This is a genomic window from Chitinophaga niabensis (assembly GCF_039545795.1).
Taxonomy (GTDB): Bacteria; Bacteroidota; Bacteroidia; order Chitinophagales; family Chitinophagaceae; genus Chitinophaga; species Chitinophaga niabensis_B.
Genome location: NZ_CP154260.1, coordinates 1,577,184 through 1,593,112, shown reverse-complemented (window position 1 = coordinate 1,593,112; position 15,929 = coordinate 1,577,184). Strand labels below are relative to the sequence as shown.

Below are 15,929 nucleotides of genomic sequence, written 5' to 3'. Positions count from 1 at the left end.
AAGAGTTCCTATGCCCGCATTTTATACACTCTCCTTGCAAAAAAGTAAGCTACCACCATAATTCCCACACACCATGCCAACGCAACCCATATTCCATTACCCACCGGCTGGTTTAATAGTAACGCGCGGATGGCTTCCACTATCGGGGTCACCGGCTGATTTTCTGCAAAGGCACGAACAGGTCCTGGCATGGAAGCCGTTGGTACAAACGCAGAGCTGATGATCGGCAGAAAGTGGATCGGATAGGCGATCACACCTGCGCCATCCACCGATTTGGCTGACAAACCGGCAATCGCGGCTATCCATGTCAGGGCCAGTGTGAACAAGGTGATTATCCCGGCCACGGCAAGCCATGATAATACGCCTGCTGATGAACGGAAGCCCATGATGAGTGCTACGAGAACAATTACAACAAGCGAAATAGCATTGGATACCAGCGAGGTCAGCACATGGCCCCACAATGCGGCAGAATGCGCAATCGGCATGGAGTTGAAACGCTCGAAGATACCCCGTTGTTTATCTAAAAACAGGCGGTAAGACACATAGCCTATGCTATTTGCAACGGCAATCAACAGGATGCCGGGCAACACATAATTCACATAATTATCGGAGCCGGATTGAATGGCACCGCCAAATACATAGACAAATAACAACATCATGGCAATAGGCATGATGGTAACCGTAATGATGGTATCCAGGCTGCGGAAAATGTGCCGCATGGAACGCCCAAGCATAACACGCATATCACTGAAAAAATAGCTATTGATCGTTTCCATTTACTTTATTTTTTTATGTGTGATGGTATCTAAGATCAGGATGGCGCCGCTGAATACATACACGAACAGTAACATGCACACAAGGGGTACAATGATGATCATGGTATGCCTGCGGTGAAGGATATGGCGTATGGAACGTCCGAACAGCAGACCCATATCCCTGAAAAAATAGCTTTCTATCTTTTCCATTACTGTCCGGCCTTTTTGCCAATGATGGTAAGGAAGATCTCCTCCAAAGTCGGCTGTTTTTCAATGTATTCAACTTTCGCAGGCGGGAAGAGTTTTTTCAGTTCAGAGAGGCTGCCGTTCACGATAATCCTGCCCTTATCAAGAATGGCAATCCTGTCCGCAAGTTGTTCAGCTTCTTCCAGGTACTGCGTGGTCAACAATATGGTTCTGCCATCGCCGGCAAGTTCTTTGATGACCTTCCAAACCTCTATACGTGCCTCGGGATCAAGCCCGGTGGTTGGCTCATCCAGGAAAATGATCGGAGCATCTCCCACAAGGCTCATGGCAATATCCAGCCTGCGGCGCATACCTCCTGAGTAAGTGGATGACCTGCGGTTGGCAGCATCCGTCAAACCAAAACGTTTCAGCAGATCATCGGCAACCTGATGCGGGTCTTTGAGGTGTCGCAGCCGGGCTATCATGATTAAGTTTTCCCACCCTGTCAGGATCTCGTCCACAGCTGCAAACTGCCCGGTGAGGCTGATAGATGCCCGTACGTTATCCGGCTTTGATGCAACATCAAATCCGTTGACCGTTGCGTTTCCACTATCCTGCCTGAGCAGCGTACTGAGTATTTTTACAATGGTTGTTTTACCGGCACCATTGGCACCGAGCAGGGCGAAAATGCAGCCTTTCTTTACTTCAAGATCCACGCCTGTCAGGACCGGTACATTTTTATAGGATTTTTTCAACCCTTTCACCGAGATGGCAATTTCATGTTGTGTCATAGTCTTCCTCTTTATGCTGTTAACAATGTGATACCGGTTAAATCTGCCTTCCCGCTTTTCAGGAACTCATAGGTCATCCGGTCGGCCTGGCAGTTGATAAACCGGATCCCTTTCAGACTTCTGCATTTGAAAAAGGTGTTGGTAAGTGTTGCATTCTGGAAGGTCACCCGCTTGAAAGCGCAGTTTTCAAAATAGCAGTCCTCTATTTCACCTTCGAAAGTCATATCGCCAAGGTATGTTTCCTTAAAAGAGGTACGATTCCACACAGCATTAGCAAGTGTACTTTTATCCATGCCGCCTGACCTGATCACTACTCCAGTGAGGTCAGCGTCAGTAAGATCGCAACCGGAGATATGGCTTCCTGAAAACTCCGTCTCTTTCATAGAACAGCCTTTAAACAGGTTGTTGGCTAAGTGCGAATTCTGAATATGGCTCCTGCTGAAGTCTGAACCTGAAAAGTCGCAGTTATCAACATTATTGCTTTTGAGCAGCAGGCCTGCCAGGTCCGAACCAATAAACTTACAGCGCTGCATATTGGAGGAGCTGAATTTCTCGTGCAGGTTCTTCAACCCGGAAAAGTCTGCATCCACCCAGTTCCCGCGGGACATATCCCAGTTGAGCTTTTTCTGTTCCTTTTTTGATGGTAACTCAACGGGTTGCTTCATAACCGGCGTCTCAGGTGCCTCAGATGGGAAGCTTTCTGAAAAATAGTTCAGGTCAACACCCAGGATCTCTGAGAGGGTATTAAGTGTAGTGATATCCGGCATTGATTCTCCACGTTCCCACTTTCCTACTGCCTGGGAACTGATAAACAGCCGTTGGGCGAGCTGGGCCTGGGAGATATTTATTTTCTTTCGTGCTGTGGCAATTTTATCGCCGATCATCTTGGCATTCAACATACGTACAATGTTTTTATTTTTGACAGTACAAAGATATTGCGGTTCATTTCCAGAATCAGCAAAACAACCGCTACTCCTGGTTGTGTTTGCGCTACTTGCAGTTGTTTTTTGACAACTATCAGTATATAATAGTCACAAACTGCCTTTTTAATGACGTAAATACCCCTCGCCGGGTAAATCCCTCCTTTCTACCTTTGTTTAAACACTGAATAACATGAGTAATATTAATAACACCATCGCCGGGCTTGAACTCGCACAAATTGGCTGGGTAGTTCCGGACATTCATGCCGCTGTAAAATTCCTTTCCGGTGCCCTGGGCATCAGTTTTCCCGAGCCGGAACATGGGCGGGCAGAAGATTTTGGTGTGAGCTATTACGGGAAAGTGGTGCCTGCCGAATGGCTGACCACCCAAACCTATAACGGGGGCGCCTTCATAGAACTCATTCAGCCGCTTTCCGGCCAAAGCATCTTCCATGACTACCTGATTAAGTTTCCCGCAGGCGGCACACAGCACCTGGCGTTCCGGTTACCGGTGAGTGGTTTTGATAAGGTGATCAGTGAATTACAGGAACAGGGGTATGCGCTTATCAGCGAAGTGGACCATCCCATTGCAAGAATGAAGTTCTTCGATACCTATGCAACGCTGGGTGTTGCCACCGAGATCATGGGCATTACGCCGGATGGTTGGACTGTCATCAAACAAATGGAGGGGCGCTGAAGGGTTTTCATAGATATATATAAACAGACCTTCAGGATCAAATGATCTGAAGGCCTGATGCTTTTAACGTCCGTCAAAACCCGTTTTCAGCCAGCCAGCTTTTAAACATCCTGAACCAATTGTCCTTACTGTTCGCATCGGTAAGGGCAAAACCATGCCCGCCTGATTGCAGGATGTGCATTTCGGCTTTTACATGTGTTTTCAGCAGGGCATCAAAAAAGGAAAGTGTGTTTTTAACCGGGATCACGTCATCATCAGCGGCATGGACCATAAAGGTGGGTGGCGTAGTGGCCGTAACATGTTTATCTGTACTGTAGAAGGCCAGTAATTCCGGAGAAGGCTGTTTACCGATCAGGTTTTCACGGGTCCGGGGAATGGCCGGGTCATAAATGATCACGGGGTATAACAATGCCATAAAGTCTGGCCGGAGGTTGATCTTTTCCTTGTTATCGATCACAACTCTATCCTGTTGCGTTCCTTCCATCGATACCAGGTGGCCGCCAGCCGAAAGACCCATCATACCTACTTTGTTTGGATCAATCCCCCACTCTGCCGCTCTTTTACGCACCAGTCTGATGGCCGCCTGCGCGTCCTGCAAAGGCCCGATGGACCTGTTGATCATGATCGTATCATTGGGTAAACGGTATTTTACAATAAAAGCAGCAATACCTTCTTGGTTAAGCGCCTTCGCTATTTCTTCACATGCTCCCAGTGACAGGAGGCGGTAACCTCCTCCCGGAAAAATAAGTATAGCCGTACCGGTGGCGGTTTCTTTAGCAGGAAAAAATGGAATGAGTGCCGGTTGCGTTATCCGGGTTACAAGGCCATCGGCATCTGTTTGCTCCAGGTAATCTGCCGGAGCCTGACGGGCATTAGGTACATGGTTTTCGTAAATAGGTATTGGTATCTGCTGAGCCCTGGATTGCTGGAAACAAATAATGGACATCAGCACAGCGGATTGTATAAACCTGATCATCATACGCAAAAGTACCAACGTACAGGCACCACCGCTATGCAAAAATGCTCAAATTACCCCTCTGCCCTGAAGCGGGTGGGCTGCACACCGTAGACCGATCTGAATGCCCTGCTGAAAGCAGCCGCATTTTCAAATCCGCACATCCAGGCTATGTCCTGCACCTGCTCATCTGAATGTTGCAATAAACTGGCCGCCTGTTGCAGCCTGACGCCGGTAAGATATTGGTAGGGTGTAGTATGAAAAACAGACTTAAACTGCCTCACCAGCTGTGGAACGGACAGTCCGGCCTCGGTACTGACCTTGTTCAGATCAATATTATCCCCATGAAATGAATGCAGGAGATCCCTTGCTATGCATAAACGTTTATATATTTCCTGCCTGGTGCTGACTTTAACTGCCTTCACCTTACTGACACTATTTGCATCCAGCTGATATACACTTACCAGGTAGCGTAACATGAACACAAAATACTCATCGGTCATGGTCTCATTATATCCCTCGGTTTCAAGCAGGTGTACAAGACCGGATAATTGCCTGTTCATGTCCGGTGTGATCTCACGAAGCGTTTGAAAGAACTCAGGCATATTACCATTACCTGTACCGGGATGGTCCAGTAAAAATTCCTCACTGTGCAGTGTATCAAACAATACGGATGAGGCTAAGGTATTTTTAAAGAAGATGGATAAACACTGTACTTTCTCTTTACTGTTAATGCGGCAGGAATAATGCTGATCATCATTTAAAACAAGGAATTGCCCCGGACGGACCACTAATTGCCGGCCATCAACACCATAGATCTCCTCACCACTCAATATTGTTTTAATGGAAAGGCAGCCTACATGGTCGTCACAATGGCTTTCTCTGCTCTCTGCATTGAAGATGATGTTATGCTTTCTGAATTTGCTAAAATGCTGTGCTTCGTCAAAGCCAGGTTTAGAATGATCTGGTAAACGGGTAAAGTACATGGTGATCTAAGTTACGGGAAATTGAGCATTTTGGCATATCCCGGCTACTCCGCCAAATGTACTTTACATCTTATGAAGCTACTTACTCTTTTAATTTCAATAACCTGCCTGCCAGCAACGAACCGCATCAGCAAAAAGAACATTAAAAAGCTTAGTGATGCCGCAGCACTACTCGTAAGCATATCAGCAACACCAGGAAAGGTCTTTTTTATCTAGCAAAATTAATTATTCACCTTTTGTATGTATTACAGAATGTTTTTACATACATTTACGTAATTAATATCGTAAATGAAAGGTACAAACCTCGGAGAATTCGAAGAACTGGTGCTACTCACCGTTGCAGCGTTGATAAACGAAGCATACAGCGTAGCGATATGTGATGAACTCTCTAACCATACCGGCCGTTCAGTGAAACTCGGCGTGGTGCACGCGGTGCTCAACCGTCTTGAAGAGAAAGGATTGTTGAAAAGTGAGCTGGGTGAAGCAACAAATGCCCGTGGCGGCAAACGTAAAAGGTTCTATCAGGTCACTATGCAGGGAAAAACAGCATTGATCAACGCCAAATCCATGCGCGATCAGCTGTGGGCCAGGATACCAACGCTTGCCTGGAAAAAAATGTAGCATGAAAGAACAACGGCAACACCATCCCCCCTCCTGGGCGCAGCGATTTGTTGAATGGTATTGTAAACCCGGGCTCGTAGAGGACCTTACGGGAGACCTAAACGAATGTTTTGAGCGGAATGTACAATCCATCGGGCCACGCCGTGCAAAGCTGATCTACATCATTGATGCCATCAAGTTCTTCCGGAGTTATACCGTACGAAGCTCAATATTTGTGAACCTTTTTATGAACCGCATCATGATCGGAAGCTACGTCAAAACATCAGGGCGCAACATCATGCGCAACAAGCTGTTCTCTTTTATTAATATCCTTGGCCTTGCCATCAGTATGTCCGTTGGCTTACTGCTGATCGCGTTTGTACTCGACTTGCGTTCGTACGACAGGTTCCACAAAAATGGCGAGCGGATCTATCGCATCACCAATGTAGTAACATCCAACGGTGACGACAACGGCAAGTTTGCCACCACATCCACAAAAACAGGAAAGCTCATCCGTGAGAAGGTATCCGGTATTGAAGTGGCTGTTATGCGCAACAATTTTTCCGGCGATGCAAAGGTGGGTGACAATGTTCTTCCTCTCAGGGGCTTCTGGGCAGAGCCCTCCCTATTCAGGATCTTTACATTTCCGATGGTGGAAGGTAACCCTGCAACAGCGCTGAAAGAACCTTATTCGGTTGTTCTCACGGAAACAGCAGCCAGGAAGTTGTTCGGCAACCAGGCTGCACTCGGCAAGGCCATCCAGGTGGATACGGTCATTTACCAGGTGACCGGTATCATGAAGGACGTTCCCTTCTTCTCACACATCAGTTTCGAAGCGCTGGTATCTTTATCCACGGTTGAACAAAACAATACAGGCGAATGGACGAATATGTGGTCCAACGCCGTGTACCTCCTACCCTCGGAAAATGCTGACATGGCTACAATCCAGTCGCAGCTCAATGCAATTGCAAAGGAGGAAAACCTCGCCGAAGAAAAAACAAAGATCCAGCTGGAATTGCTTCCTTTATATAACATTGTGGTCGGAGAAAGCCTCCGTCAATCTGAAGGCGGCCCCGGTTTTGCCGGCCCTCACATGCCCCCTGTTGTACTGTGGATCCTCGGTGGGCTGGCGCTTGTTGTGATATTGTCCGCCTGCTTCAACTATACCAATCTTTCGATCGCACGTGCTACACGCCGTATTAAGGAAATAGGTCTTCGCAAAGCTATCGGTGCCGGAAAGGGCCAGGTACGGCTACAATTCCTGGCCGAGGCGGTTATGATCTCCCTGGCAGCCCTTCTCCTTTCATTCCTCCTGTTCCTCGTATTGCGGCCGCTGCTGATCAACATGGCGCCGGAAATGCAGCAAACGGTGAAGCTCGATCTCACGCCATCCATGGTGGCAGCCTTCATCCTCTTTTCAGTCACCGTAGGTGTTATTGCCGGTTTCATGCCCGCTGTATTCTTTTCGAAAATAAGCCCCATCAATGCGTTCGGAAGTGTTGCATCCATGAAAATGTTCAAACATCTCACTCTCAGGCGCGCTTTAGTGGTGATCCAATATACGGTTACCCTGATCTTTATTACAACAACCGCCGTGGGGTATGTGCAGTATAAAAACATCCTGGCATTCGACCTGGGATTCAATACAGCCAATATCCTGAACATTGATATGCAGGATAATAAACCAGATGCACTCCTTAAGGAACTTGGTGAAATGCCGGAAATAACCGGATTGTCCCGCTCACTGATCACCACCGGCGTTGGGAACGTCTGGGGCGGCAATATGAAATACAAAGATTCCCGGGATTCTGTTCTGGTAATGACCAACCATGTGGACGAGAACTATTTGCCGTTGCACGACTACAAACTCCTGGCCGGCGGAAACTTTGCTGCGCGCCCTGCTACAACAGCGGCCAGCAGCGAGGTGATCGTGAACGAGCAGGTTTTAAAACGATTCAACATCGGTGCCGGCAACCCTGAAAAAGCAATCGGTGAGCAGATCACATTGAATGGACGCAAAATGACCATCGTTGGCGTCATGCAGGACTTTCACTATGGTAAAGTGGAAAACCTCATCGGACCGGTAGCATTTACGTTCTGGACACCCAAGGACAGGAGCATTATCAGCGCCAAAATAAAAAGCGCAGACATGCCCGCCACCCTGGCTAAGATCGAATCCGTTTGGAAGAAGATCGACCGTGTTCACCCTTTTACGGCTGAATTCTACGACGAAGCAATAGAAGAGGCATACAGCGAATTTTCCACCATGATCAAGATCATCGGCTTCCTTTCGTTCCTGGCCATTTCCATCGCATCCATGGGTTTGTTCGGAATGGTGGTATTCACCACAGAAACAAGACTAAAAGAGATCGGCATCCGAAAGGTAATGGGTGCCAGCATCGGCAACCTTATATACTTACTGAGCCGCAATTTCCTCTTCCTCCTTTCCGTATCAGCGCTCATTGCCCTACCGGCAACTTACCTCTTCTTCAAAATTGTTGTGCTCCCCAATTACCCCTATCATACCCCTGTGCAGCTCACGGAGTTGTCCGCTGGCTTACTGGTGGTATTGCTGATCGCGTTCATGATGATCGGGTCGCAAACCTTGAAGGCCGCGAGGAGTAATCCGGTGGCGGTGCTGAAAAGTGAATAAATTACTGTTTATCAGACAATAAAAAAGGAGATCGTGTGAAAACACCATCTCCTTTCTTGCATCTGCATATAAGAATTAGTACATTAGCAGTATCCACAACCACGTTAATCGAGATAGAAAGAACCTGTGCATTATTCATTTTGAACCCGTCAGATTATGAATATGTTAATTGCACTCCACAGCAGTAAACTTCCAATTGAATTTTTCCAATTTTGCCTCGCTAACATCGAGGTGAAATAATTCGGATAGTTTATTATGGATGACAGAAGATTACCGGCACAAGGTTCCGGTATGACCTTCCCATTCCATCCCTATTTTTTTTCTCTATCCGACACTTATTCTACCATCATCTAAATCAAATCTTATGCATTTCTTAAAGAAAAGGCTTAATCTGATGCGGTGCACCCATCAGAAAACATTGGCATGCATTGCATTGCTCCTTTTAGGAAGCGAAGCAGACAGAGTAACCGCTGCTTCTTTGACACCTCTTTCGCCTGCTGTTGTATCAAAAGCCGACCGGCGTATTACAGGCAGGGTAATCAGCGATACCGGAGAAGGTTTACCAGGCGTGAGTGTTGTGATCAAAGGCACCACTACTGGTACACTCACTGATGCTACAGGTAATTACGCCCTGAATATACCAGATGAAAATACTATCCTGGTATTTTCCTACATCGGTTTCCTTAGCCAGGAACTGAAGCCCGGCCAGAACAGCACACTCAATGTGAAACTCCTGCCCGATGCAAAATCCCTCGATGCCGTAGTGGTAGTGGGTTATGGTACACAAAAGAAAGTGAACCTCACCGGAGCAGTAGACCAGGTGAACCCGGCCGCACTCCGGAACCGGCCCGTACCCAACCTGGCCCAGGGCCTTGTAGGCGTAGTGCCGAACCTGAACCTGAGAATGCTGGACGGTAAACCCACACAATCACCTTCGTTTAACATCCGCGGAACTACTTCCATCGGCCAGGGCGGTAGCGCATTGGTACTGATAGACGGTGTGGAAGGTGATCCCCGCATGCTCAACCCCAACGATGTGGAAAGCATCTCCGTTTTAAAAGATGCTGCCTCTGCTTCTATTTACGGGGCACGTGCAGCATACGGCGTAGTACTCATTACCACAAAGATGCCCGTGGCAGGAAAAACAAGTCTTTCTTATTCTGCCAACTATGCCATCAAATCACCTACTGAAACACCAGACAATATCACCGATTCCTACCCCTGGGCAAAAGCATTCAGCGATGCCTGGTCACGGTGGAACGACAACGGCAGCACGCCTACGGCTATCAATAAAACCATCGCCTTTTCTCCAACCTATCTCGCGGAGATCAAAAGAAGATGGGAAGATCCTTCATTGCCGAGAATAGAGGTAAACCCCAGTAACGGCGAATACCAATATTTTTACAGCACAGACTGGTACGAGCAATTGTATAAGAAAAATTTTGGCGCGCAGGAACATAACCTCTCTGTTTCCGGAGGAACGGACAAGTCTACTTTTTACCTGAGTGGCAGGTACAATGGCCAGGATGGTTTATTCCGCTACAATACCGATAATTATAAGATGTACAACCTGCGTGCTAAAGGCAGTTTGCATTTAACACCATGGCTGCTGATAGATAATAACACAGAATATTCCACGCAAACATACCATCAGCCGCTGAACGTGGGTGAAGGTAGTGGTGTATACAGAAATATTGCAGATGAAGGCCACCCCCTGGCCCCGTTACTGAATCCGGATGGTACCCTGTCATTTTCCGCAGCCTACACAGTGGGTGACTATTACATCGGCCGGAATGCTATTGACTTAACACAACGTTTCCTTAAGAACAGGGTTGGTGCCAGGGCGCACTTCCTGGACGATAAGCTGAATATCCGCGCGGACTTTACCTTCCAGAGCACCGATATTGCCTCTCAACAGAACCGTGTACAGGTGCCCTATAGCCGTTATAAAAACGTGATAGGCTATACCGGTACCAATACGAACGATCTGCAGGAGCGGAAAAGAACAACGAACTATCTCGCCACTAACTTTTATGCAGATTATAAACACCAGTTCAGCGGTGGTCATAACTTCACTTTCCTGGCGGGTTTCAACTACGAACAATCTGTTTACAGCAACTTAACAGCGCAGCGTAATGGTATTGTTTATGGTGGCGCAGACGATATCAGCCTGGCGCTCGGCCAGAGCATCACTACCACCGGTGGTTACCAGAAATGGGCCATCGCAGGCGGCTTCTACCGTATCAACTACAACTTCCGCGAACGTTACCTGCTGGAACTGAACGGACGTTACGATGGTTCCTCCAAGTTCCCTACAGATCAGCAATGGGCATTCTTCCCTTCTGTATCCGCCGGCTGGCGCGTATCTGAAGAGCCGTTTTGGTCAGTGAGCCCCAAGGTGATATCGAATGTTAAAGTACGTGCTTCCTATGGTTCGCTGGGTAACGGGAACATTGCTCCTTATAACTTTTACGAAAAATTCCCCATCACACAATCCGGCCGTATCATCAACGGCATCCGGCCGCAGACTACCCGTCAGCCGGCTGTGTTACCTGATGGGCTCACCTGGGAAACTTCTACTACCGGTAACCTTGGCCTCGATTTCTCTGCGCTTAATAACCGCCTGACCTTTACAGGTGATTTTTACAGGCGTTGGTCGAAAGACATGTTTACGGTGGGGCCTACCGTACCGGAAGTATTCGGTACTACACAACCATTTGGCAACTATGCCGACCTCGAGACTACGGGCTGGGAACTGTCTGTTAGCTGGGATGACCACTTCGACCTGGCATCGAAAGCCTTTACATATGGCGTACGGGCTACCTTAGCCGATTCATGGGCAGATATCACCAAATACAACAACAAGGATAAAAACCTGACCGATTACTATGCAGGCCAGCGCGTAGGTGAGATCTGGGGATATCGTGTAGAAGGATTGTTCAGATCGGCTGACGACATTGCCAAATCACCCTCACAGGCCAATGTACCCAGCACCAATACCCGCAAAAACTATGTAGGTGATCTCAAGTTCAGAAACCTGGATGGTGATAATACGATCTACCACGGCCTGAACCGTGTAGGCAACTCCGGTGATAAAACCATTATCGGCAACTCCGAGCCACGTTATACATATGGGCTCAACCTTTATGGCGACTGGAACGGGATCTTCATTTCCACTTTCTTCCAGGGAGTGATGAAACAGGATTGGTACCCTTCAGCAGAAGCACGTTTCTGGGGAATGTATAACCGTCCTTACAATGCATACCCACGCTGGCAGGAAGCCAATATGTTCCGCGAAGAGCTGGGTAATTTCGATGCATACCTGCCCCGCCTTGTGGGTTACATCGCGCAAGGTACCGGCCGTGCATTACAGGTGGCCAATGACCGTTACCTGCAAAATGCAGCCTACATCAGGTTGAGAAATATACAGATCGGCTACACGCTTCCGCAACGCCTCGTATCTAAGATCCATGCACGCGACCTGAAGGTATATGTATCAGGTGAAAACCTCTGGACATGGTCGCCCATGTACAAATGGACACGCGATACAGACGTAACCAATATCTACGGCTCTGACCGTGACCTGAGCGGTGGCGGCAGCGGTGATGGTTATAACTATCCCATGCTGAAAGCGGTATCAATTGGTTTAACCCTTAATTTTTAAATCATGATGACAGGAAAAATATTCAACTATACACTCGCAGCAATGCTGTTGTTATCATTCAGCTCCTGTGACCTGAATGAAGTGCCGGTAGACACTGCTACTAATGAAGCCGTATTCGGATCTGAAAGCGGCATGGAATTATATACCAACTCCTTCTATGATCTGCTTCCGGGTACGGATGTAGGCGTATTCCAGGGCGATGATAATTCGGACCTGGTAGCACGGAACGGAGTAGACAATTACCTGGCGCCGAACGCGCTCTCTCCTATCACCAGTTCCGGCTGGAGCATGCCTGACTGGGCGGACCTGCGCAACATCAATTACTTCCTTGAAAACGCCGAAAAAAGCAAAGTACCCACTAAAGGACACTTCATCGGCATGGCGCGTTTTTTCCGTGCACTGTTTTATTTCGAGAAAGTAAAAAGATTTGGTGATGTGCCATGGATCGAAAAACCGATCGAAATTACAGACACTACGAAGCTGAGTGCCCCCCGCGACAGCAGGTTTGATGTGATGGATAAAGTATTGGCAGACCTGAATTTTGCGATCGAAAATATTACGCTGACTTCCGACCCCAGCTGCACACGTATCACTAAAAATGTGGCACGCGCTTACAAAACACGCATCTGCCTGTTCGAAGCATCTCTCCGCAAATATCATACGAACTACAACAAGCAGGCAACAGCCGATGCATGGTATGAGGAAGTGATTAAGGAAGCAAATGCTATCACCGGCTTTACATTACACGCAGGCGCCACACCGGATAGAGGATATCGTGAACTGTTCATTGCGAAATCCGCATTCGCCGATGAAACGATCCTTTCCGTAGCACTGAGCTCCAGCCTGCAGGTTTTCAGTTCAGCCAACCGCCGGTTCATCAGCCCAACGTATGGTAACCGTCCGAGTTTGACACGCCGCTTTATTAATACCTATCTGAACCTCGATGGCACACCTTTCACCAGCAAGGCGGGGTATGCAACCACACCTTTCGTAGATGAAGTAAAAGACCGTGATCTCCGGCTCAAACAAACTATCCGCCTGGGAGACTACCGCAGAACAGAAAACGGTTCGCCTGTTATTGCTCCACCGAATTTCAGCCAGACCTATACCGGTTATCAGCCCATCAAATGGTGCTATGATGAACGTTTCCCTTTCGATGATGAAAGCCGCAACGATAATGCGCATATTGTTATGCGCTGGGCAGAAGTGTTGCTCAATAAAGCAGAAGCACTGGCAGAACTGAACAGGATGACAGCTGCGGATTGGACCGCCACCATAGGTGCACTGCGTAAAAGAGCGGGCATTACAGGCACCACACTTACTACATTACCCACAGTGGCAGATCCTTATATGATCAGCTTCTTTGCCAATAAATTTACCAATGCCGTACTGCTGGAAGTACTTCGCGACAGAGGCGTGGAACTGATCTTCGAAGGTCTTCGTCCTGATGACCTGAGACGCTGGAAGCTCGGCGAACTGTTCCAGACTGCCCCTATGAACGGGATGTACGTTCCTGCATTGGGAGAATATGATCTGAATGCCGATGGTATTAAGGATGTATATTTCTACCAGGGTACCAAACCTACTTCCACCACACCTGGTATTGCATTTGTAGATGTAAGCCCCTCTACTGCAGTGGGACGTATACAATTGTCCAATGGTACTTCCGGTGAAGTGATGTGGAATCCCGGAGCACGTCAATGGATTGATGCAAAGTATCTGTATCCGATACCGCAAGCTGTGCGGGACAGGAATCCGGCACTGGGGCAGAACCCCGGTTGGAATTAGACTATCACATAACACACACTATCACGCATAAAAAGAGCGCTACCATTTATAGTAGCGCTCTTTTTTTGTATCAGACATTATTATCAGCCGGATCACATACTTTTTCAGCTCATCACCGGGTTCAGCTGCAGCCAATACAAGATATTCTTTAAGCAGTACCGGGTCTTTTACATATTCATCAATGGCGTACAGGCAACCTATCTTATGATACTCCTCATCAACGGTTTCCCACGATTGTCTGAGGAGCACCCTTATAGCCGGATAACCCAGTTTTGCCAGTGCTGACAAGGATATCCGTTTGGTATATTCATCGTTGCTATGATAAAATTCCAGAAGTATGTTTTCTATTTCCGGCGTGAGGGTATCGAATTTTTTCTCGAAGCAGGCAGCAAACTGACATTTTGCATCATAATATTCGGTTCCACTTAGTTTGGATGCAGCGCTGGCAAGGATCATAAAATCGCTGACCGACAGATCACCGATGTTTGACAATGCGGGTGCATTGGATAACCAGGCAATCATCCTTCCACAATCCCAATGCCGGGCAATGAGGTAAAGCAGGTGAGCCAGGTCTTCATCATCCAGTTGATGCATCTCTCCCCCAGTAATCAACGAGGAAAAATATTTTTCTATTGGCCGCCATTCCGGGTAACCGGCATCATCAATTCGCAAGTCATCGATCTCTTGTGGAGAATAGTGTGCTGATAGCCAGTTTTTAAATACACTTACAAAATCTCTGAGTATCGTCTTGTGGTCCGTCATAATTGAAAATAAAGAAAATAACCCAAAGATCTTTTCGGGGTTCCCCTGCGGGGCTACCACAGCGGACCTGCGGAAGGATGGGCTGCTATCGAACAAATGCAAAAGGCCCGGTAGGAAAACAGTGAGTTGTACGTTATGAGGGGGAATTATAATGCATGTTCTCCCCCTAAGTAGGGATAGCAGCATTTTCCGGAATGCCCGTAATTTGCAGTGACAGTATCCTGATTAACCACAACCCATATCCTCGTGATAAAACATTTACACCTGCTGGGCATGCTCCTGCTCTTTTCTCCCTATTTACAAGCGCAGGAAAACTTCATTTATGCCAATTTCAACAAGCATCTCGGACTGGTGAACCCTGCCATTATGGGCATGGATTCTTCCACTTCGCTGACAGCGTTCGGCCGCAAACAATGGGCAGGCATCAACGATGCACCATTGGCTTTCAGTTTCACGGGCAATACCTTCGTGCGAAGGCCGGGCATTGCCGTGGGCCTTGTGGCGGAGCATAAAAAAATCGCCGTCACCTCTTACACTTCATTGGGCGCCATGGTGTCCAAAACCGTGAACATTACTTCCACAGAACGCCTCACCCTTGGTTTTTACGGTGGTATGGATAATTACTCCGCCCGCTATAACGGCCTGGGGCAGGGAGATCCACTGCTGGCCGGCAAACAACCCATAAACGAATGGCGCGGCGTTGCCGGTTTTGGTATTATGCTGCATGGGAACAATTTCTACATTGGCGCTTCCATGCCCCGCATCAAACTGAAGAACTTCAAAAGCCAGGGGCAGCTGCGCCCGGAGGATGAAGGCAACAGCGGGTATGTGGCAGCAGGCAGCATTCACCAGCTCGGTGAAAACTTTGCGATCGCTCCTTCCCTGCTCTACAATATTTTCCCGCAGGACAAGCCACTGGATATAGGCGCCACTGTTATATACCGCGAAAGCGCCGCCGCCGGCCTCACCTGGCGCAGTACAGGTGAAATGAATGCCGCATTACAATATACCGTTCAACGGCGGTTGCAACTGGGCTATTCCTACATTTTTGCGTTCGGCAACCAGCGCAATATTATCCGTTTCAGTTCCGGCTCGCACGAAATTTTCGTGAATTACAGGATTCCCTGGGCATCCGGCGCATTCCTTCCTTATAAATGGTGGTAATATCCTTT

Annotated in this window: 13 protein-coding genes; 6 read left to right on the top strand and 7 right to left on the bottom strand. The window is 47.9% G+C overall.

Translation table 11 applies throughout. The features are described 5' to 3' along the window. Positions 1–8 precede the first annotated feature (8 nt). From AAHN97_RS06655 to AAHN97_RS06640, 4 genes are read right to left on the bottom strand one after another with little or no spacing between them, the layout of a single operon-like run. Positions 9–776 carry an ABC transporter permease gene (locus AAHN97_RS06655; protein ID WP_343306777.1) on the bottom strand — a complete coding sequence of 256 codons (768 nt, stop codon included), beginning with the start codon at positions 774–776 and terminating at the stop codon, positions 9–11. Continuing rightward, the gene (locus tag AAHN97_RS06650; protein ID WP_343306776.1) at positions 777–965 is read right to left on the bottom strand and encodes a hypothetical protein; all 189 of its coding nucleotides are present in this window, start codon (positions 963–965) and stop codon (positions 777–779) included. It lies immediately after the preceding gene. Next, positions 965–1,732 (bottom strand): ABC transporter ATP-binding protein, encoded by a 768-nt coding sequence (locus AAHN97_RS06645; protein WP_343306775.1) that lies wholly within the window; start codon positions 1,730–1,732, stop codon positions 965–967. The genes AAHN97_RS06650 and AAHN97_RS06645 overlap by 1 nt, the downstream gene beginning before the upstream one ends. An 11-nt stretch (positions 1,733–1,743) precedes the next feature. Further along, the gene (locus tag AAHN97_RS06640) at positions 1,744–2,631 is read right to left on the bottom strand and encodes a pentapeptide repeat-containing protein (protein WP_343306774.1); all 888 of its coding nucleotides are present in this window, start codon (positions 2,629–2,631) and stop codon (positions 1,744–1,746) included. A 214-nt stretch (positions 2,632–2,845) separates the two neighbouring features. Here AAHN97_RS06640 and AAHN97_RS06635 point away from each other — a divergent pair, with 214 nt between their 5' ends. Then, positions 2,846–3,349: a VOC family protein gene (locus AAHN97_RS06635; RefSeq protein ID WP_343306773.1), complete on the top strand. Its 504-nt coding sequence runs from the start codon at positions 2,846–2,848 to the stop codon at positions 3,347–3,349. Between the two features lie 73 nt (positions 3,350–3,422). Here AAHN97_RS06635 and AAHN97_RS06630 read toward each other — a convergent pair whose 3' ends face one another. Together AAHN97_RS06630 and AAHN97_RS06625 are read right to left on the bottom strand one after the other, a co-directional pair. Next, the gene (locus AAHN97_RS06630) at positions 3,423–4,295 is read right to left on the bottom strand and encodes an alpha/beta hydrolase (RefSeq protein ID WP_343306772.1); all 873 of its coding nucleotides are present in this window, start codon (positions 4,293–4,295) and stop codon (positions 3,423–3,425) included. 83 nt (positions 4,296–4,378) lie between these two features. Further along, positions 4,379–5,290 carry an AraC family transcriptional regulator gene (locus tag AAHN97_RS06625; RefSeq protein WP_343306771.1) on the bottom strand — a complete coding sequence of 304 codons (912 nt, stop codon included), beginning with the start codon at positions 5,288–5,290 and terminating at the stop codon, positions 4,379–4,381. A gap of 288 nt (positions 5,291–5,578) precedes the next feature. On the opposite strand from AAHN97_RS06625, the gene AAHN97_RS06620 reads away from it, so the two are divergent. The 4 genes from AAHN97_RS06620 to AAHN97_RS06605 all read left to right on the top strand — a co-directional run bounded on the left by AAHN97_RS06620 (position 5,579) and on the right by AAHN97_RS06605 (position 13,995). Beyond that, positions 5,579–5,911 carry a PadR family transcriptional regulator gene (locus AAHN97_RS06620; RefSeq protein WP_343306770.1) on the top strand — a complete coding sequence of 111 codons (333 nt, stop codon included), beginning with the start codon at positions 5,579–5,581 and terminating at the stop codon, positions 5,909–5,911. 1 nt (position 5,912) lies between these two features. Further along, positions 5,913–8,543: an ABC transporter permease gene (locus AAHN97_RS06615; RefSeq protein WP_343306769.1), complete on the top strand. Its 2,631-nt coding sequence runs from the start codon at positions 5,913–5,915 to the stop codon at positions 8,541–8,543. A 364-nt stretch (positions 8,544–8,907) separates the two neighbouring features. Beyond that, positions 8,908–12,207 (top strand): SusC/RagA family TonB-linked outer membrane protein, encoded by a 3,300-nt coding sequence (locus AAHN97_RS06610; RefSeq protein WP_343306768.1) that lies wholly within the window; start codon positions 8,908–8,910, stop codon positions 12,205–12,207. Between the two features lie 3 nt (positions 12,208–12,210). Next, a complete protein-coding gene (locus AAHN97_RS06605) occupies positions 12,211–13,995 on the top strand; it encodes a RagB/SusD family nutrient uptake outer membrane protein (protein ID WP_343306767.1) in 1,785 nt (594 codons plus the stop codon). A 39-nt stretch (positions 13,996–14,034) separates the two neighbouring features. On the opposite strand, the gene AAHN97_RS06600 is transcribed toward AAHN97_RS06605, so the two are convergent. Next, positions 14,035–14,757 (bottom strand): hypothetical protein, encoded by a 723-nt coding sequence (locus AAHN97_RS06600; RefSeq protein WP_343306766.1) that lies wholly within the window; start codon positions 14,755–14,757, stop codon positions 14,035–14,037. A 246-nt stretch (positions 14,758–15,003) separates the two neighbouring features. Here AAHN97_RS06600 and AAHN97_RS06595 point away from each other — a divergent pair, with 246 nt between their 5' ends. Next, positions 15,004–15,921 carry a PorP/SprF family type IX secretion system membrane protein gene (locus AAHN97_RS06595; protein WP_343306765.1) on the top strand — a complete coding sequence of 306 codons (918 nt, stop codon included), beginning with the start codon at positions 15,004–15,006 and terminating at the stop codon, positions 15,919–15,921. Positions 15,922–15,929 lie beyond the last annotated feature (8 nt).